Origin of the sequence: Chryseobacterium aquifrigidense, from assembly GCF_006716485.1 — a bacterium.
In the GTDB taxonomy this organism is placed as follows: Bacteria; Bacteroidota; Bacteroidia; order Flavobacteriales; family Weeksellaceae; genus Chryseobacterium; species Chryseobacterium vietnamense.
On sequence record NZ_VFPD01000001.1, the window covers coordinates 1497088 to 1517107 of the forward strand.

Consider the following 20020-nt stretch of genomic DNA (forward strand, 5'->3'; position numbering starts at 1 on the left):
AATTAAATTATCAAATCTCAGTAAAAATTGTTAAGTCCGCTACATGGACGAATTACGAATTCAACAATAACAACCGGAACCAGAGATGTTGGTAGGTCAGCCGAAAAGCCACTTATAAATTAAGCTCCAAAATCTAAGGATTTTGGAGCTTTTTATGTAAAAAATCAAAAAAACATTAGCATCATTACAAATTTTATATGAACACAATCCGTAAATTTGAGTCTTAACTGATATCCATGATAAAAAAGTACTTACTTTTTCTTTTAGTTTTCACTTTAGCAACGTCTTCACTGCTTGCCCAGAACTACGAAAGATATAAAATACTAAAAGACACCACATTAAACCCAACAAGTCTTGGATTTGAGAAGAAAATTTCCGTAATCGTTCCCATAGAATGGCAAAAGAAATCCAGGAACAAATTCCCATTAATTATTGTATTTGACAGGCAAAATAAAAGAAGTAATCATTATATTCTCAATACCATTGATTATTTAACAAGTAATGAACAAATTCCTTCATCAATCATAATAAGCGTTGAATCAGAACAAAGATACCGCTACCTTGAAACACAGTATAAAATTTCTGACCCCAACGGCCTTGCAATGGAGAATGAAAAATTTATTTTTGAACAACTCATCCCGTTAGCCGAAAGAGAGTACAAAGCCTCTGCTTTCAGAGTGTTAATTGGCCATTCAAGATATGGGTATTTTACAACCTCATTATGGAATTCAAGAATAAAAGATTTGAATGCCATTATCTCTATGAGCCCATTTTTTACGCAGAAAAATGTTGATTTAACAGATTCTATGAGTGAATTTGGTAAACGCTCTTTTCATACAAAAAAATATTACCGCTATGGAATCGGAAACGATTATCCTGAAGATTTCATGAAGATGGATTCAGTAATTAAAAAAATTAACAATCCTTTTCTGGATATGAAAGGATATGAATTTAAAAAAGCAGATCATAATGCAACGCCGGGTTTACTTATTAATACAGCTCTTTACGAAATATTTGAAGATTGGTCTGCCAGTCAGTCGAAGTATATTTCCAATAAGCAAACAGATTTGAGTATTAAATCATTATTGGATAAAGAAATCCTGTCCAATTATGGTGTTCAGCTAAATTTTTCCTTGGGTATTTTAAATGGAAAAGGGTGGTTTTTTTATAATGAAAAGCAATATGACAAAGCTATTCAGGCCTGGAAAATCCTCACAGATTCTTATCCAAATTTTTCAGAGGCTTATTTAAATATTATAAAGGCTAAAATCTTACTACAACAGGATTACTCTGCAACTGTCAAAGAATTCAATATTTCATTAGCAAATTCTGAATTTTATAAAGAAAAGGAAAAGAGGGATTTGGAAATGGAATTGCATGAAATAGTTAAATAAACGGATTTAATACGTGTAAAATCGAAAAATGTTAACGAAATTGCACAAATTCTATAACCAGAAATGAGCGAGAATTCAATGACAGAGAAATTTCCAACCATAAACAGTACTTTATCACCTGATCAACTGGGTCAACTTATCCAAGAAAAATATGGACTAACCGACAACACGAAATGCAGTATATTTCGGCTTGCCATGAACCATTTATACATTGTTCATGATGGTGAAAACAAATACGTCTTTAGAGTGTACACCCATCATTGGCGAACCCCATTAGAAATTCAGGAAGAAGTAAGACTTCTCAATCATCTGAAAGGAGCAGACCGACAAATTGCTTTTCCTATAGCTGATCAATCCAATCAGTTTATACAGGAAATTGAAGCTCCGGAAGGCACACGATTTGGTGTTTTATTTTCATATGCCAAAGGCATAAAAACCGCAAAATTCTCACCCAAAACAAGCTTTCTGATTGGACAAGCATTAGCTAAAGTTCATCAATCAACAGAAAATATCGAGCTGATGAGAATGTCCTATAATGCTCAAAATCTACTTAAGAATCCGGTTTTAAGAACCAAAGAGTTTTATCATCAAAATAGCAGCGAAATTGAATTTTTGGAAAGTCTCTCCGATTTTTTAACGCTAAAAATGGAAAATGCTGACCAACAGCACATGAGATATGGAGCGGTTCATCTTGATGTCTGGTTTGACAATCTGCACATCGGCGATGAAAAAGAAGTAACCTTTTTTGACTTTGATTTTTGTGGCAACGGTTATTTATGCTTTGATATTTCTTATTTTTTATTTCAGCTATTTACAACCCATCTGAACGAAGAGGAATACCAAGTAAAAGCAGACAGTTTTATAAAAGGTTACGAGACCATAACTGAAATTACTCCCGAAGAGAAAAAGCTTTTGCCTTTCGCATGTCTGGCCATTATGAACTATTATATAAGTGTTCAGTGCGACAGATTTGAATATTGGACCAATATTTTCCTGAATGAAGATCATTTAAAAAGAATGGTGGGGAATCTCAAACGATGGATTGCTTATCATAAAATTGAGCTAAAATAATGACAGGAAAAGACCTCATTTGCATTATAATTTTAGAAAATCACACAACATGAAATCAGTTTAGAATCATTAATGAATTCATTCTTTGATACAAATAATATCATAAAACAATTATAACTAAGTAATAGTATGACCAACAACTTCCCGGTTATTTTAACGAATGAAAAAGGTAATGGAAAAAAGCCTGAATTTCGAAATGCTCTGTTTAATTTAGACAAAAGTACTATCAGCAATGACAATGTGGAACATCTGATCACTATTTATAACTCAGCAAAACAATTAGATATTCGAAATAAAGTATTGAAATTGCTTTATGACTTTACTTATCCATTACTGAAGGATTTTTTCATGAATGCCTACAAGAAAGAACGTTATTTGGATATGAAAATATATGCCTTACGCGGACTTTCAAATTTTATTGAGGAAAAGGAAATCACTCAGCTTTTAAAAAAATTTAACCAATCATTGGCTAAAAGACAGCAAACAACGCCTTATAACTTTCAGGAATATGAACTTTTAAAAGGAGGAAATGCTTTGCCTTATTTAGCTGAAAAATTTGGGTATCCTTGTTTTAAAGAAACATTAGAACAAGTAAACAGACAATACGATGCAATGCCGGATGCTTTTAAAGGACATTATAGAATTGATGAAAATGGAGACATCAAAATGCTGAAAAGCCCGGGAGAATCTAAAGCAATGATGGACAGATTCTGGGAAGAGGAGAGGAGCAAGCTAAAATAATTTCTTTAATTTTTTTTATGATCTCTTAACAATCCAATCAGCGAAATAAATTTTATATTAGCGGCATAATAACCATTTAAAATTCAGAAATTAAATACAAAAAATATGAGAAACACTATTTATACATTGTTATTATTATTTTTATTCACGGACGTTAATGCTCAGGAATATGCAAAATTAATAAGTGAAGCTGATCAATTATATCAAGCAAAAGACTATAAAATGTCTGCTGATGTATATGATAAAGCTTTTAAAATCGAAAGTGAAAATCCCAGTCACTTATACAATGGCGCATGCTCATCTTCTTTGGCCGGAAATACAACAAAAGCATTTAAATGGCTGAACTTATCTATAGAAAAAGGTTGGACCAATCTAAAGCACTTAAAGTCTGATACTGATTTGGATAATTTACATTCAAAAAAAGAGTGGGGGAAAACAGTTGAAAAGTTAGAAAAAAAAATAGCGGCCATAGAAGCTAATTATGACAAACCATTGCAGGCTGAATTACTGGCAATTCTTGAGGAAGACCAAAAATATAGAGTTCAAATGAATGAAACTCAAAAAAAATTCGGTCCAAATTCTAAAGAAATGAATGATCTTTGGAAAATCACCAATCAGAAAGACTCTATTAATCTATTAAAAGTAAAAAAAATACTGGATGAAAAAGGCTGGGTTGGCAAAGACAAAGTAGGCGCACAAGCCAATAGTGCATTATTTCTTGTCATTCAACATTCAGATCTGGAAACACAAAAAAAATATTTGCCGATGATGAAAGAAGCAGTAACCAAAGGAAATGCAAGTCCAGGTTCTTTAGCTTTGTTAATTGACAGAATAGAAATCCGGGAAGGCAGAAAACAAATATACGGAAGTCAGATAGGAATCAATCAAAGTAATAATACTTACTATATTTTGCCTTTAACTGATCCTGATAATGTAGATAAAAGGAGAACTGAAGTTGGCTTAGAGCCAATCTCTAACTACGTTAAAAATTGGAATTTAGTTTGGGACGTTGAAAAATATAAAAGAGAATTACCTGAATTAGAAAAATTAAATAAAACTAAATAAATAGAAAAACTATTGCTAACAGCAGTTTGTAAAAATGACGGGTTAAGGCTTACTTTAAAAATATCCTAATCCGTCATTTTTTATGTAGGCTTTAAAACGTAAGAGACCAATTGTGGGACTGACAAATTTCTGGATTTAAGGGTTTGAAAATCTGATGCAATAATCGAGAAGGTAAAATATTGAAATCTAAGATGTTTTGTGATTCTTTGAAATCAAAATAATATACAATTTAACATAATATAAATTATAGGATTTTTAATATATCACAAAAATAGAGTATTAACCTCCTCAGAATCCTCTATATTTAATATTTTCCAGCCAAATACATTATAACGGTTTCTAAGAACTTCTTTGCTTATAAAACAATCCTGAGACTTTCCAGATTTCTTTCATTCTCAATTTTCTGATAAACCTTTTATGATTGGCGCTATACACTGTTGGGTTATTTTAATCAGGATTCGTTGTACAGAGAAAGTTTGAAAGAAATTTGTAGTGAAAATTAACCCTTGTCAAGGTTCTGAACCTTGACAAGGATCTCTTGCAACCTCCCAATCTTTAATCATATTTGACCCTTTATATTATGTTAAATTAGTCAAAGAAAACAAAATCTTGCCCAATGGCAGTTTTTATTCCATAAAAACAAAATACCTTTATCCTAACCAAAAAATAAAATAATATGAAACCTAAAATGATCTGGGCCAATCTGGCTGTAGCCAACCTTGAACGCACCCAGAAATTCTATACAGAACTGGGATTCAAGCCTAATAATCCGCATACTTCTAATGAACTGGTTAGTTTTTTTATGGCTGGAAATGAATTCATTATTCACTTTTTCTTAAAAAATGTCATAGAAAACAACCTGAAAAGCATGAAATTCGGAGATCCTCAAAGCTCTAATGAAATGATATTTACCCTTTCCGCTGAAAGTAAAAACCAGGTAAATGAATGGGCTGAAGAAGTAAGAAATGCCGGTGGAACCATTGTTTCAGAACCTGAAAGTTTTGGAGAAAACTACTATGGTTTTGTATTTGCAGATCCGGATGGACATAAGTTCAACGTATTTTTTATGTAAATTTTCAAAATATTTTTCCCTATATTTGACATTCAACAGATCATTATGAACCGCTCGAACTGCCTGCCTCCTCCGGCATTTTAATATTTTCAATTTAATTGAAGCGCACTCATGTCGTTAACGTATTAACGATCGGGTTTTTCGTGCTTCACATTCTGACAAAAATATTAATTCCAATTTTACAGTTCATTCTCTAATGAAAAAATCATATTTATTATTACATCTGGCCGTAATTCTGGCTGGATTTACAGGTGTATTCGGGAAACTGATCACTCTTAACGAAGGTTTGCTGGTCTGGTACAGACTCCTCTTCTCCTCTATTATTCTGTTCTTTATTGTAAAACTCTTGAGGATCCCAACGGATATTCCTTTCCGGGGAAAAATTCAGATCTCAAAAGCAGGGCTGTTACTTACATTACACTGGCTTCTTTTTTATGCCAGTATAAAATATGCCAACATATCCATTGGCGTGGTATGCTACTGCCTGACAAGTTTTTTCACAGCAGTATTCAAACCTGTTATTGACAAGGAAAAATTCAAGCTTTCAGAATTACTTCTCAGTACGCTGACCATCGTGGGAATCAGTTTGATATTTCATTTTGACACTTCCTATCAGCTTGGGATTGTATTAGGTGTCTTTTCATCGGCATTCGGGGCTTTGTATACGATTTATAACAAACGCCTTGTAAGTCATTTTGATACCAAAGTCATCAACTATTATCAGATGATAGCCGGTACTTTATGCTGGGGAGCGTTTTTGCCCGTATATCTCCTCTATTTTCAGTCAGATAGCATAGTTCCTGACTTAAAAAACACGGCTTATTTGGGCATTTTATCACTTTTTTGTACTGTTGGCTTATATGTGATGTTTGCAGAGGTTTTGAAGAAAATTCCTGCATTTACCGTCAATTTAACATACAATCTGGAGCCTGTGTATGCTATTATTATGGCGTTCTTATTTTTCGGAGAAAGCAAAGAAGTGAATCTTTCATTTTATATAGGATTGGCGTTTATTATTGCTTCTGTGGTTTTGCAGACAGTAATTTCTGTTAGGAAAACAAAATAATAATCAAAGCTTTTTAAAACAAAACCGGACACTTAAGTTAGTTTAAGTGTCCGGTTTTATATAATAGTTTTAAGTTTATTATCCATTCAAACCCAAACTGTTATACAGCTGTACCTGCCATATTCCCAATACTTCTTTGAGCATCACAAAGTAAAAGCCGCATTATAGCTGTTTGGAAATACAGTGATTTCAGTATCTATAAAATCTGAAGCTTGTGGAACAGGGTTTAATCCAAAAGTCCGAAACAAAGCAACAGACCTTTTCATATGAAACCCGGAAGTAACCAGATATACATCAGAAGGAGCCAGCTGCTTCAGCATCTTACTGGAATATTTTGCGTTTTCATACGTATTCATGCTTTTATCTTCTTTAATGATATCAGCCTCTGCTACTCCCATGCTTTTAAAATTTTCACTGAATAATTCGGCTTCACTTTTATGGCCTCTTCCCTTTCCGGAGATTACTATTTTACAAGGCAGATTATTTTGCCTGTATTCATGATATAACTGATAAGCCGTTACCATTCTGGAATAAGACAGTGTATGCAGCTTTTCTGTGTGCTCAAAATCTACAACACCACCGCCCAATACAACGATAACGGGATTTTGAGGAGCGGTTTTTTTACTCACAACCGTACTCACGTAATTTTCCTGCAGATATCTGGAAGTCAGTTTTCCCAGAAAACCATTGCCTATAGAAATGATCATTAAAACTGCAAAAATGCCAACTCCTATTCTCAGATTTTTGCCTTTGTTCTTTCTCTTGAGCAAAGCAATGATAACTATTGCAAGAAATACTAAAAAGTAAGGTTCTGTAAAAAGCTGTACAACACGAAATAAAAGGTCTAATAAAAATTTCATCTTCAAAAAATATTGATTAATGTATAGAAAACATCAGATCTGCAAAGGTAGGCATTTCCTGAATATTGCCTTCCTGACTGCGTTTCAATGACTTGAAGCCATTTCATGTTTCTATAAAGAATCATAACAATAAACAGCCTGTTGATTTTGTATTTGAAAGTCTTAGCATGATTTTCCGAAAACATTTAGATATAAAAAAGTGGCCAAGATTATTTATAGGCAGAAACTTCTGGTATCATGAGCTTTTCCGCTTACCACAAAAGTTTTAATATTTCTACAAAATATATTTTAAATAATAATTATTAAGTTACAAAAGCAATTTTGTTTCATTTTCCTTTTGATTTATACAATTATTTTATACATTTGCAAACAACACACCTTTTAGTGTGTTAACAACAATAAAAAATACCTACCCCAGTGAAAAAGCAGAAAAGTATTGCCGTTTTGATGACCGTACTCCATATATTTTTGGAAAGGCATTTTTGTAAAGGAAAAAGCAAAACGTCTTCATCAGGAATTAAGAAACGGTCCCTGCTTTAAAAAACTGAAAACAAACCTGATATTTTTACCATAGAAATCAAAGAATACAAAATTTCCTGAAGAAAACCTGCATTTCAGATAACAATTTATTTTTAAATCAAAAAAAGAGTTCTCACTGGTCAATTTCCGGACTGTATTTATTACAGAACGTTAACAGATTTATTGTTAAAATTAATATTACCTCAATGAAATATGGTTGTAAAAAAAGTACATTTGTCTTGTAACTTTAATACAATCAATGAAATGTCAACAGTTCTCAAAACATTTGTAGCTTATCTTAAAAGACCTGCTCTTTATCCTGAACTGGGCAGAAAAATCATTAAAAATACGGTAAGCAGAAGAAGCCCATTCAAGGGAAAAGCAAAAACCAATTCCTGGGCTGCCTCCATAGCTGTTTCCCAAAAAGAAGCAGTCGCCAGACTTTTCTCTATGAATACCGATCATTTCAGATCTACCTATGCTGATATCCTGGAGAAAGCCAGTTTAAAAGAAAAAGAATGCCCTATTACCATGGGTGGACCTGGCGCTCTGGAGCTTATTTATTATGCCTGCGAATTTACCAAAGCACAACACGTTCTGGAAACAGGTGTGGCTTATGGATGGTCTTCCTTAGCGATATTGCTTTCGCTTCAAAAGAGAAATGGCACACTCTATAGTTCAGATATGCCTTATCTTGCTCAGGATGGTGATCAGTATGTGGGATATGTTGTTCCAGAAAACCTTACAAAATATTGGCAGCTATTCCGTTTTGCAGACAGAGAGTCCTTACCGAAGATTTTTAAAAAAGCTTCCTCTTTTGATGTTTTCCACTATGATTCTGATAAAAGTTACCATGGAAGAATGTGGGCTTATCAAAAAATGTATAAAAGATTGAGACCTGGTGCTGTGTTTATTAGTGACGATATTGGTGATAATTCTGCTTATCAGGATTTTTGTGCTAAAAAAAATATAGAGACTACTGTGGTAGAATACAACGGAAAATATATCGGTGTTTTTATAAAATAAATAAAATATCATAAGAACTAGCCATTGATAAATTCTTAAACCATTAAGAATAGATAAGTAATTAAGAATATTAAGAGAATATCTAAAGACATTCTTGAAGCACAACACTTCATTCAAATTTATTTAAATCTTAACTTTACTTAAAGCCTTAAGTCATACTTAATGGTTCAAAAAATAATCTCCCGCTGATCACACAGATATCACAAATTATTACTCTAAAAAGATCTGCGTAATCTCCAAAATCTGCGAGAAACCATCCGCTTCATCAGGCAAGTTCACTTGCCCATCCTTTGCTTCCTCAAAATATAAAATCCTTCATTTCAAAACTTTGCGTTAATAAGATAATTTTAAACCATTAAGAATAGTAAATTATTAAGAACAATCATGAGGAAATTATACAGGAGATTCTTCATTACATTGCATTTCATTCAGAATGACATTTTTGAGACAGTCTCAGAAAACACAACGCTTCATTCAAATCTATTTGAATCTTAACTTTACTTAAAACCTTAAGTCCGCCTTAATGGTTCAAAAAAATAATCTCCCGCTGATCACACAGATATCACAGATTATTATTCTAAAAAAATCTGCTCAATCTCCAAAATCTGCGAGCGACCATCACCCGCTTCATCAGGCAAGTTCACTTGCCCATCCTTTGCTTCCTTAAAATACAAAATCCTTCATTTCAAAACTTTGCGTTAATAAGATAATTTTAAACCATTAAGAATAGTAAATTATTAAGAACAATCATGAGGAAATTATACAGGAGATTCTTCATTACATTGCATTTCATTCAGAATGACATTTTTGAGACAGTCTCAGAAAACACAACGCTTCATTCAAATCTATTTGAATCTTAACTTTACTTAAAACCTTAAGTCCGCCTTAATGGTTCAAAAAATAATCTCCCGCTGATCACACAGATATCACAGATTATTACTCTAAAAAGATCTGCGTAATCTCCAAAATCTGCGAGCGACCATCATCCGCTTCATCAGGCAAGTTCACTTGCCCATCCTTTGCTTCCTAAAAATATAAAATCCTTCATTTCAAAACTTTGCGTTTAATTTAATATTAGTAAAATTTCCCGCTGATCACACAGATATCACAGATTATTATTCTAAAAAGATCTGCTCAATCTCCAAAATCTGCGAGAAACCATCAAAAAAATCATACTGACCCTCCATAATCCACTTCCCTTTCCAAAATAATCTGGTTTCTGCTTACCGTAACCAATATTTTATCTCCTGCCTTAAAACCACATTGCTGTACCCACTTCCCTGCTATTCTTATTTCGGGGAAGTAGACTATTTTACCATACGCTCTTGAAAATGATTTGAGGAAAACCGTAAGGTAACGATTGTTCAGTTCATTATATTTGCTGCTGTTCATTCTTCTTTTTCTTTTCATATGTGTTATTTTTCTACAAATGAAGGGATAATAAGAAGGATAAACCATCTCAGGAAAGGATATTTTATTCTGAAAGAGGGATATTTTAGAATAGTATTTATTTTAAAACAGCGCTTTATTTTTTTGATCTAAAGCTTTATATTTGTTATTATGAGTTACACAGATATGCAAAATAAAAAAATACACCAAGGTAGAAATATAAAGCGTTTCCGCGAAATGCTGGGAATCAAACAGGAAGCATTGGCTTTTGAACTGGGCGACGACTGGAACCAGAAGAAAATCTCCCTTTTAGAACAAAAAGAAACCGTAGAATCTGATATTCTAGCGCAGGTAGCCCAGATTTTGAAAGTTCCCACAGAAGCGATTGAGAATTTTGATGAGGAGCAGGCGGTGAATATTATTTCTAATACGTTCACAAGCAATGATACATCAACTTTAAATGCTATAAATGTACAACCCACTTTCAACCCTCTTGATAAAATGGTTGAGCTTTATGAGCGTATGCTTCAGCAGCAGAGGGAAATGATTGAGAAGTTGGAGAGATTGATTGAGAAATAAAGTAAGCTAAAAGATTATAAAATAGATGTCAAATACTCTTAATAAAATGAATTCTGTAACTGAAAAGATTACAACCAATACTAGGGTTATTAAAAACTTATTAACAAAATATGGTGATACATTTAAAGCTTTTAAAGAATTAATAAATAATTCTATACAAGCTGGTTCAAAGAATATTTTTATCACCATAGATTATACAAACTCTTTAACTGTTAAATCAGGTATTGAGAAAATTGTTATTGAAGACGATGGCCATGGTGTTCCTTACTCAGAATTTAAAAAAAGAGTGCTCCAAATTGCAACTAATGTCAAAGAAAGAGGCCAGGGAATTGGACGTTTTAGTTCATTCCAAATTGGTGAATTAATGAAAATTGAAACTGTTGCTTTTGATAGATCAAATAAACAATATAGTAAAACTGTTTTTGGAATTGACACTACAGATTTAGAGGATATAGAACTTGAAAAAACCGATGTAAAGGTTGATTATCAATATTTTTCTGAAAAAAAAGTACCTACTTATTATAAAGTTGAAATTGAAAACTTACATCATAATAGCCCAACACGAGCTCCAAAAAAGAATTTAATAATAGAAGATTTTAAGCAAGAATATATTGCTCAAACCATTTTTGAGAATTACCCTTTTGAAATTTTCAATGACAAAATTAATTTTTATATCAATGGTCAAAAATTGAATAAATCTCATTTTGTTATTGGAGAGCCAAATTATAAAAAAGTTGACTATACAAATAAAAACGGAAAAATTTATGATCTAAACTTTTACTTCTATAATGTCAAAACATCATTAAATAAAGTTAAAGTATTTCTACAGGCTGAAAATGCTGGAATAAAATCTGTTGCCCATGAATTTACATATTCATCAGATTGGTATACTCATGATTTAGGAACTTGGTTTGTATATATTGATTCTGATTTATTTGACCAAGATTTGTTCAGAAATATAGATATTGAATCTTTAGGTGAAGAAGAGACCAAAAATTTAAAAATTTGTATAAAAGATACAATAAATGATTTTTTCAAAACAAGAAATAAAAGGTTTGAAAAGTTTGTAAGTACCTTGGAAAAAGATAAATACTATCCATATAAAGATGAAAAACCTGCTACAGATTCTCAAGAAATTGTCTTCAAAAAAATAGCATATTTAATTGAGGATAAGCATAATATTATTGAAAAAGATGATAAAATAAGGACTTTTCTTTTTCCTCTTTTAGATAAAGCTATTAGTGATGGTAATATTGAATATATCTTTAATAAGGTGCTTAATTTATCTAACGAAAACATAGAAAAATTTCATACCCTTTTACAAAAGACTGATTTAGAAAATGTTGTACATTTTGCAAGTCAGGTTGCTGATAAGACAGAATTTCTAAACTTTCTACACGAGCTCGTTTATGGTAAGATTTCAGCTCATTTAAAAGAACGTAGTCAACTTCATAAAATTGTAGAAAATGAATTGTGGTTGTTTGGTGAGAATTATAATAATACCCCGCATGTATGGTCGGATAAAAAAATAGGTAATATTTTAGAAGAGCTAGCTACTAAATATTTACATTATGAACCAACAGTTGAAGATAACAATATTATAGAAGAAACTGAAGGATTGGATAATATAACAGATTTATTTTTTCTTAATGAAAAAATAAATGACAATGAAGAACGAGAAATAATGGTAGTTGAATTAAAATCTCCTAAATGTGCTATAGGGAAAAAAGAACTTAATCAAATCGATACCTATGCATTTACAATAGAAGATTACCCTGTATTACCTACTGAGAAAGTAAAGTATAAATTATATCTAGTTTCTTCAAGATTAAATAAATATGCCAAGTCACAAGTGAAGTCCAGAAGGGATAGCTATCCAAATCAACCTTTTCTATATGATAAGAAAAAAGACAAAAACATTGAGGTATATGTAATGGAATGGTCGGAAATAATAGAATTAAACAAAAGGAAATTAAACTATTTATCTAACCAACTAAATATAAAAGATAAATCTGTTAAGGATAAATTTGAGAATGAATATTCTGCATTGATAGACGAAAAAATAAGTGCTCAATTACGACAAATAAAATAAGTATTATTATATCATCCATATTTGGATGATATTTTACTTTATAATATCTCCGCTAAAAAATAAAACTGAAGAATTAATAAATACAAATTCTTCTAGATTAATACTATGACAATCTAACTCTCCAAACCTTAAACTTATCTTAAAATCCTCCTTCCCAACTACTTATTATCAATATTTTTCATACATTCACATGATTTTATAAAAGTACATTGAAAACTCTTGTTTACTGCTATTTTCAATCATTAAATTGAAAAAAAGATCAATTAATGACAACAAAACAAAGATAGTTTTCAATTAAAAGCACAATCAGAGATATGTTGAAAAATTTTAGAACCGTTCGTTTATTACTTCTTCTTCCGCTTACATTTTTCGTGTTCGGTTTCCGTCCTCCTCTCAATGAAGAAGAAAAGAGGCAGATCATCATGATCAATACAAAGAATATTTTGTCTTATCTGCATTACAGCCCCAAACCTATTAATGATGCGTATTCAAAAGAAGTGTATAAGCAGTATTTTGAATCAATAGATCCTACAAAAACCTATTTCCTGCAATCTGATATGGATGAGTTTCGTAAATATGAAACCAAACTGGATGATTATCTGAACACCGGAGATTTGACTTTTTATAAACTGACAGTCGATAAATTGTATCAAAGGATTGATGAAATTGATAAAATGACTAAAGATATCTTCAGCAAGCCCATCAATCTCCAAGAGGATGAAATATTAACATTGGAACCCAAACTAAAAAATGCACCTGCCAACAAGCAGCAGCAATATAATGAATGGAGGAAATATGTGAAATACAATATTCTCCAGGAAATAGAATCCCTGAACAGGAAAAGCGAAGAAAAAAAGAAGGATGATTCTACCAATAAAGATAACAACAGCAAGCCCGAAGTACTGAGCCAGGATGAAAAGGTAAAAAAAGCGACAGAAAATGTGAAAGATCTTCTGGAAGAAAAATTTATCAGATTCAGGAAAAGACAAAAAATGGATTGGTTTACCGTCTATATGAATGCTTATACTCATATTTTTGATCCACATACTAATTATTATTCGCCGCAGGGAAAGAAAGATTTTGATATGGACTTTAAAGGAAAGATCATCGGGATAGGTGCAGTCATCCAGGAAAAGAAAGGAAACCTTTATATCGGTACATTATCCATTGGGGCTCCGGCATGGAAGACCAAGCAGCTGACGGAAGGTGATAAAATTTTAAAAATAAAATCTACTCCCGATACTGATGCTGTAAATGTTGTGGATATGCTTTCCAGCGAAGCCATCAAATTAATCAGAGGTGAAAAAGGGATTCCAATTACTTTAACGGTACAGAAAAAAGACGGAACGATTCAGGACGTAACCATGAACCGTGAAGAAATATCGATTGAAGATACTTTTGCTAAAAGTATTATCGTAAATGCATCTGGTAAAAAATACGGATTGATCAATTTACCCAAGTTCAATGCTGATTTTGAAGATAAAGACGGAAGAAATGCTTCTGATGATATTAAAAAAGAAATCATCAAACTTAAAGAACAAAATATCCAGGGAATTGTTCTGGATCTCAGAGGCAATTCCGGAGGTTCTTTAACGGAAGTTGGTGATATTATGGGACTTTTCATGGATGCGGGTCCGTATGTGCAGGTGAAGGATGGAAATGGAAAGATTACCACGTTAAAAAATAAAAATGAAGCGCCCATCTGGAACGGTCCGCTTGTGATTTTACAAAATGAATTATCCGCTTCTGCAGCAGAAATTTTGGCTGGCGTAATGCAGGATTACGGAAGAGCAGTTATTATGGGATCGCCTGTATCCTATGGAAAAGGAACCGTACAGGTATTTGTAGATTTGAACAGGTTTTTAAATACTGAAGAAGATTTCGGTTCGGTAAAACTAACTATTCAGAAATATTACAGAATCACTGGAGAGTCTACCCAGAGAAAAGGCGTAAGCTCAGATATCCAGATGAAAGATATCTTTTCTTATGCAGACATTGGTGAAAAATATGATGACTATGCATTAGCGTGGGATAAAATACCGGGAACGAGCTTCAACAGGCAAAACTTCCTCAATATTCAGGCTTTGCAGAAAGTAAGTGCAGAGCGAATTGCTAAAAATGATAATTATAAACTGTTACTGGAGTACGCTCAATGGAAAGAAAATCTGGGGAAAGAAAAAACAGTGCCTTTGAGCATTGAGAAATACAGCGACCTTATGAAGCAGAGAAAAACTCAGGATGATAAATTTAAAGTTTTAAAAACATTCGAAAGCGGTCTTACATTCACTATGTATCCTAAGGATATTGAAAGAGAGAAAAGCGATGCAGCATTCAAAAACAAATCTGAGGTATGGGTTAAAAATCTTCAAAAAGATCTGTATCTGAAGGAAGCCATCAATATAGTTGAAGATTGGGAAATAAGATCTTAAGCATATTTCTTTATTCGAAAGTTAAAAATTCAAAGCTCAATAGTGTATTTCCTTACATTTTTGAGCTTTTTTTCATTACAGTCAAAAATTTTGCATAAAATATTTGTGTAGCTAAATAACTACACATATATTTGTAGTCAAATAACTACACGATGAATTTAAGAAGAGATGTATTTCAGGCGATAGCAGATCCTACAAGACGATCTATATTGATGTTGGTGGCAGCACAGTCCATGACAGCAGGAGCCATTGCCTCCAATTTTGATACGGCAAGACCTACCGTTTCAAAACATCTCCAGATTCTTACAGAATGTGAACTGCTGAGATCTGAACAAAACGGAAGAGAAATTATTTATCACCTAAATCCCAATAAAATGAAAGAAATAGCCGATTTTATAGAACCCTTCCGCAAAATGTGGGACGAAAGGTTCAACAAACTGGAAGATGTGATGAAAGCGTATCAGAATAAAAATACGTGATGCGAAGTGCGGGATACGTGTTTCGGGGTATTAGGTTTTAGGGGTTCAAAGTTTCAAGATAGATTGGATAAATGAATTGCAATTTAAAATCTACAATAACTCGAATTTCTTACCTCGAACCTTGTAAACACAAAAACCCGGATCCCGCATCCCGAACCCTCAAACTCTCCTACTCTAAAACAAAATAACCCGGATCTCGAATCCCGAAACCCTAAAACACCAATATCATGGAACTTAAAACAAAAATTCAGGCAGAAGACGGCCGACAGGAAATCTTCATCATCAGAGAATTTGATCTTCCTGTAGAACTGCTTTTCAAAGCGTATACAGAAGCAGAACTTTTTGAACAATGGATGGGAACGAAAGTAACAAAATTCGAAAACAAACAACATGGTAGCTACCGGTTCGAAACGGCAAATCCTCATGGAGACGTAGTTTTCAGCGCCAATGGAACTATTCATGATATTGTTCAGAATGAGAAAATTATAAGAACTTTCCAGATGGAAAATACTCCTTTTCCGGCTCAGATTGAGTTCTTAACATTTGAAAAGATAACGGACACTACCAGCAAGATTACCATTCAAACCATTTATAAATCTGTAGATTTCAGAGATCAGCACCTGAAAATGCCATTCGCACAGGGGATCAATATGGCGCATAATCGTTTGCAGGAGATATTAGGTAGCATGTAGCGATGATTGATAATAGACAAAGAGATGAGAGACGATACGAGTTTCGAGGTGCGAGGTGCGAAGTTTATATACTACCCTGAATAACTCAAAACTCTCCCACTCTAATACTCTCAAACCCAAATAACCCGAATCTCGCATCCCGTAACCCAAAACTCTCCAACTCTAATACCCTCAAACCCTCAAACATACCACACAATGAATCCAAAAGTTAATTTTTTCTTCGAAAACGCCGGACAATGGCAGGAAGAATTTGAAAAATTAAGAGCTATTGCCCTTAGTACTGAGCTTGTAGAAGATTTAAAATGGGGCTGTCCCTGTTATACTTATGATGGGAAAAATATTTTCCTGATCCACGGTTTTAAAGAATATTGTGCAATTCTCTTCTTCAAGGGAGCTTTAATGAAAGACCCTGATAATATTTTGATTCAGCAGTCTAAAAATGTACAGGCAGCAAGACAGATCCGATTTACAGAGCTATCGCAAATCAATGATTTGGAGGAAGTTATTCGCTCGTATATGTTTGAAGCCGTTGAAATAGAAGAATCAGGTGCTAAAGTGGAAATGAAGAAAACAAAAGAGTTTGAAATGGCTGAAGAATTTCAGGAGAAACTGGATCAAGATCCTGCATTACAGGAAGCTTTTAAAGCATTAACACCCGGAAGACAAAGAGCCTATCTACTCCACTTCTCCTCTGCAAAACAATCTAAAACCCGTGAAGCCCGCATTGAAAAATGCATACCGCAAATCATGGAAGGAATAGGATTAAACGACTAACTATAAAAAAACAGATCATGATCACACCACAACCATCACAAAAAAGAACAAAAATCATCTATTGGATATTCACCCTTTGGATGGCACTGGGAATGGTTTCAACAGCTATTGTCCAACTGATGAAAAACAAAGATGAACTGGCCAATTTTACCAATCTCGGCTACCCTTCTTATCTGATGACCATCATCGGAGTCTGGAAAATTCTGGGCGTTATTGCCATCTTGATCCCTAAACGTTTGCTGTTGAAAGAATGGGCCTATGCCGGATTTTTCTTCGTTATGTCAGGAGCAGTTATTTCCCACCTGATCGTAGGTGACACAGCAGGAAGAACTTTTCCGGCGGTATTATTATTCGTACTGGTTCTTATCTCATGGTATTTCAGACCTGCAGACAGAAAAATCACTGTTATTGATTAATAGTTTTAAAGAATAACAGTCAGAAATTTTATCGAAGATAAAATCTTTGCGTCTTAAGAAATATTCTCACTGAGAAATTTGCGCCTTTGCGATTTCCAACAACACAACACAATAAATTATAAAAAAATTTGACATGAAAAACAAACTCACCCAGGAACAAATCAACGAACTTTTAAAAACATTAAAAGCCCGTTTTGAAAAAAACATAAACCGTCATAAAGACCTGAAATGGGAAAAAGTCCAGCAAAAACTGGAAGCCAACCCTGAAAAAATACGGCCTTTATACGAAATGGAAACCACTGAAGGTGAACCCGATGTGGTAGATTACAATAAAAAAACAGATGAGTATTCTTTCGTTGACTGTTCTCCGGAAAGCCCCAAACGCCGAAGCTTATGCTATGATTATCCTGCATGGGATGCCAGAAAGGCCAACAAACCAGAAAGTAACGTCATCGACACCGCTAAAGAAATGGGCATTGAACTTTTAACAGAGGAAGAATACCGCCAGCTTCAGGAATTGGGAAAATTTGATCAAAAGACTTCAAGCTGGATCAAAACACCATCGCAGATCCGTGAACTTGGAGGCGCTATTTTCTGTGACAGACGGTACAATACTGTATTTACCTACCACAATGGTGCAGATTCTTATTATGCCGCAAGAGGCTTTAGAGGAATCTTAAAAGTATAAAGGAGGTTCTTAGCTGGGATCTCTCAACCAGGGAGATTCCACGCTCCAGAAAATAATATTAACGCCAAGATAGTTTTTGGCATATTCTGTAAATTCTTCTTTGGTAAAAGGTTTCTTTGTTTTAGGGTTTTTATAAGTCAGCGTCGGCTCCTGAACTGCCATTGCTACCAAAGAAAGCTTTCCTTTATATTGATTAAAAAAAGGATAAGAATTTTTCATTTGTGCTTTTTTATCCGGAACAATATCAGGTCCCCCTAACCCAATATTATTTTTATAAGCAAAATCGAACAGCCTGGACATATATTGATGATCATTTTCCCATTCACAAGGAAAGAAATTGACATATTGCAGAACGTAAGAATGATGAAAAGCACTTCTTGCAAACTTTAGATTCTCCAATTCAGCCTGAAAATAACGGTCGCAGCTAAAACCTGTTTTATCCTTTTCCATATCAATATCGATCGATGTTTCAGGAAGATTGATTCCCTGAATCTTTCCGTCAAATTGCTTTGCCAATTCTCCTATCAGTTTCTGAAATCTCATTCGGACCGCTGGATTCCATTGCTGGGTAGCCCAACCATTTCCAACAGGTTTATTTTCACCCGGATTATCATATTGAGGAACCAATCCTCCTGTATATTCTTTATCTTTCAACACATAGTCAGGAATATATTTTGCCTGTGGTTCAAAAAACCTGTCCTGAAGCTGGATAAATAGTTTTTTGTTGAGGCTTGTCAGATAATTCAGATCTTTCTCAATAACAGAAAAATCATACACATCTTTTGAAGTTTCCAAAGCCTTCCAGTTGTAAACAATCTGTACTCCGCCAATGTCTTTACGGGTAATCATTCTTTCAATTCCATGCAGATCTCCCGAGGACGTATAAATATAATTCTTAGGAGCTTGTCCCTGTACAAAGTATAAACCTAACATACATAATCCCAAGCCCAGTACTTTTGCGATCTTTTTCATTAAATCAATTTTAAAAAGTAGATCATTTTTCGTGCCTAAAAGCATTAGACATTTCTAAGAGCATTAAAATAGTATTTCATTATGAGCAATATTTTTAAACATTATTGCCCAATTAGATTAAAGTATAATTAACAGGTCGCTCCTCTGGAGCTATAATTTTAAAGCAAATACGTACTATTAACAGTTAGCTCCTATTGGAGCTGAATTTGATCTCATCGGGATCTACTGTTAATAGAAAAAATGAAGTCTCCGTAATAATAAAGCTCCAGAGGAGCGACCTGTTAATTCATGCCGTAAGTATTGATAATTTCAATGTATTTTCAATTAATATTTTCCTTAAAATTCATTTTCTGAAATATTAATTTTCATCATAAAATCATTATCTCTTCATATCCTATTTTTAATATAAAAGTAGGGCCTACTATACAGAAACGGTATTGAATATAGGTTTGCGCAGTTTTGCAAATATCAAGGTAACGATTTGGTAATGGTGCACATTTCGCTTGATTTCAAAGAATTGCCTTCATAACTCTATCGTGTAAAAATACGAAATTTATAGAACTGTGAGCCATTTTATCTGAACTTTGACAGTAAATGACCAATTGCAGCTCATGGAAAAATCTTATCAGAAGGCATCCAATTTACTGCTTTTCCTCCAATGCGGTCAAATGTGGTTTCTGCCCTTTTATCGCGAAT

19 protein-coding genes are annotated in these 20020 nt (G+C 33.4%); 16 read left to right on the top strand and 3 right to left on the bottom strand.

Translation table 11 applies throughout. The features are described 5' to 3' along the window. Window positions 1–236: 236 nt before the first annotated feature. From FB551_RS06635 to FB551_RS06660, 6 genes are all read left to right on the top strand, one after another. Window positions 237–1394, top strand: coding sequence for an alpha/beta hydrolase-fold protein (locus FB551_RS06635; RefSeq protein WP_142016227.1), 1158 nt, complete (start codon window positions 237–239; stop codon window positions 1392–1394). A gap of 195 nt (window positions 1395–1589) precedes the next feature. Then, window positions 1590–2465: a phosphotransferase gene (locus FB551_RS06640; protein WP_226798634.1), complete on the top strand. Its 876-nt coding sequence runs from the start codon at window positions 1590–1592 to the stop codon at window positions 2463–2465. Between the two features lie 129 nt (window positions 2466–2594). Further along, window positions 2595–3206, top strand: coding sequence for a hypothetical protein (locus tag FB551_RS23475; protein ID WP_226798635.1), 612 nt, complete (start codon window positions 2595–2597; stop codon window positions 3204–3206). 105 nt (window positions 3207–3311) lie between these two features. After that, the gene (locus FB551_RS06650; protein ID WP_142016230.1) at window positions 3312–4271 is read left to right on the top strand and encodes a DUF6624 domain-containing protein; all 960 of its coding nucleotides are present in this window, start codon (window positions 3312–3314) and stop codon (window positions 4269–4271) included. Window positions 4272–4947: 676 nt separating this feature from the next. Then, window positions 4948–5343: a VOC family protein gene (locus tag FB551_RS06655; RefSeq protein WP_047430228.1), complete on the top strand. Its 396-nt coding sequence runs from the start codon at window positions 4948–4950 to the stop codon at window positions 5341–5343. Window positions 5344–5539: 196 nt separating this feature from the next. Next, the gene (locus FB551_RS06660; RefSeq protein WP_047430225.1) at window positions 5540–6409 is read left to right on the top strand and encodes a DMT family transporter; all 870 of its coding nucleotides are present in this window, start codon (window positions 5540–5542) and stop codon (window positions 6407–6409) included. Between the two features lie 143 nt (window positions 6410–6552). Here the strand turns inward: FB551_RS06660 and FB551_RS06665 are convergent, their stop codons facing one another. Continuing rightward, complete coding sequence (locus FB551_RS06665) at window positions 6553–7269, bottom strand: YdcF family protein (protein WP_226798636.1); 717 nt, start codon at window positions 7267–7269, stop codon at window positions 6553–6555. A 783-nt stretch (window positions 7270–8052) separates the two neighbouring features. Between FB551_RS06665 and FB551_RS06670 the strand changes: the two genes are divergently transcribed. Both FB551_RS06670 and FB551_RS23205 read left to right on the top strand, forming a co-directional pair. Then, window positions 8053–8814 (top strand): O-methyltransferase, encoded by a 762-nt coding sequence (locus tag FB551_RS06670; RefSeq protein WP_142016233.1) that lies wholly within the window; start codon window positions 8053–8055, stop codon window positions 8812–8814. 523 nt (window positions 8815–9337) lie between these two features. Next, window positions 9338–9481, top strand: coding sequence for a hypothetical protein (locus tag FB551_RS23205; RefSeq protein WP_167497822.1), 144 nt, complete (start codon window positions 9338–9340; stop codon window positions 9479–9481). Between the two features lie 503 nt (window positions 9482–9984). On the opposite strand, the gene FB551_RS06675 is transcribed toward FB551_RS23205, so the two are convergent. After that, window positions 9985–10224 (bottom strand): SymE family type I addiction module toxin, encoded by a 240-nt coding sequence (locus FB551_RS06675; RefSeq protein ID WP_167497823.1) that lies wholly within the window; start codon window positions 10222–10224, stop codon window positions 9985–9987. Between the two features lie 150 nt (window positions 10225–10374). Between FB551_RS06675 and FB551_RS06680 the strand changes: the two genes are divergently transcribed. The 8 genes from FB551_RS06680 (at window position 10375) to FB551_RS06715 (ending at window position 18352) form a co-directional block, all read left to right on the top strand. Further along, on the top strand, window positions 10375–10782 hold the full coding sequence (locus FB551_RS06680) for a helix-turn-helix domain-containing protein (protein ID WP_142016239.1): 408 nt from the start codon (window positions 10375–10377) through the stop codon (window positions 10780–10782). Between the two features lie 25 nt (window positions 10783–10807). Beyond that, complete coding sequence (locus FB551_RS06685; RefSeq protein WP_142016242.1) at window positions 10808–12874, top strand: ATP-binding protein; 2067 nt, start codon at window positions 10808–10810, stop codon at window positions 12872–12874. A gap of 314 nt (window positions 12875–13188) precedes the next feature. Next, entirely contained in the window at window positions 13189–15303 is a 2115-nt protein-coding gene (locus tag FB551_RS06690; protein ID WP_142016245.1) for a carboxy terminal-processing peptidase, read from the top strand. 152 nt (window positions 15304–15455) lie between these two features. Continuing rightward, window positions 15456–15782: an ArsR/SmtB family transcription factor gene (locus tag FB551_RS06695; protein ID WP_142016248.1), complete on the top strand. Its 327-nt coding sequence runs from the start codon at window positions 15456–15458 to the stop codon at window positions 15780–15782. 227 nt (window positions 15783–16009) lie between these two features. Further along, window positions 16010–16474 (top strand): SRPBCC family protein, encoded by a 465-nt coding sequence (locus FB551_RS06700; protein ID WP_142016251.1) that lies wholly within the window; start codon window positions 16010–16012, stop codon window positions 16472–16474. Window positions 16475–16669: 195 nt separating this feature from the next. Beyond that, window positions 16670–17248 carry a YdeI/OmpD-associated family protein gene (locus tag FB551_RS06705; RefSeq protein ID WP_047430196.1) on the top strand — a complete coding sequence of 193 codons (579 nt, stop codon included), beginning with the start codon at window positions 16670–16672 and terminating at the stop codon, window positions 17246–17248. Window positions 17249–17265: 17 nt separating this feature from the next. Continuing rightward, on the top strand, window positions 17266–17664 hold the full coding sequence (locus FB551_RS06710; RefSeq protein WP_142016254.1) for a DoxX family protein: 399 nt from the start codon (window positions 17266–17268) through the stop codon (window positions 17662–17664). 133 nt (window positions 17665–17797) lie between these two features. Next, the gene (locus FB551_RS06715) at window positions 17798–18352 is read left to right on the top strand and encodes a DUF4256 domain-containing protein (protein ID WP_142016256.1); all 555 of its coding nucleotides are present in this window, start codon (window positions 17798–17800) and stop codon (window positions 18350–18352) included. 9 nt (window positions 18353–18361) lie between these two features. On the opposite strand, the gene FB551_RS06720 is transcribed toward FB551_RS06715, so the two are convergent. After that, complete coding sequence (locus FB551_RS06720; protein WP_142016259.1) at window positions 18362–19324, bottom strand: hypothetical protein; 963 nt, start codon at window positions 19322–19324, stop codon at window positions 18362–18364. Window positions 19325–20020 lie beyond the last annotated feature (696 nt).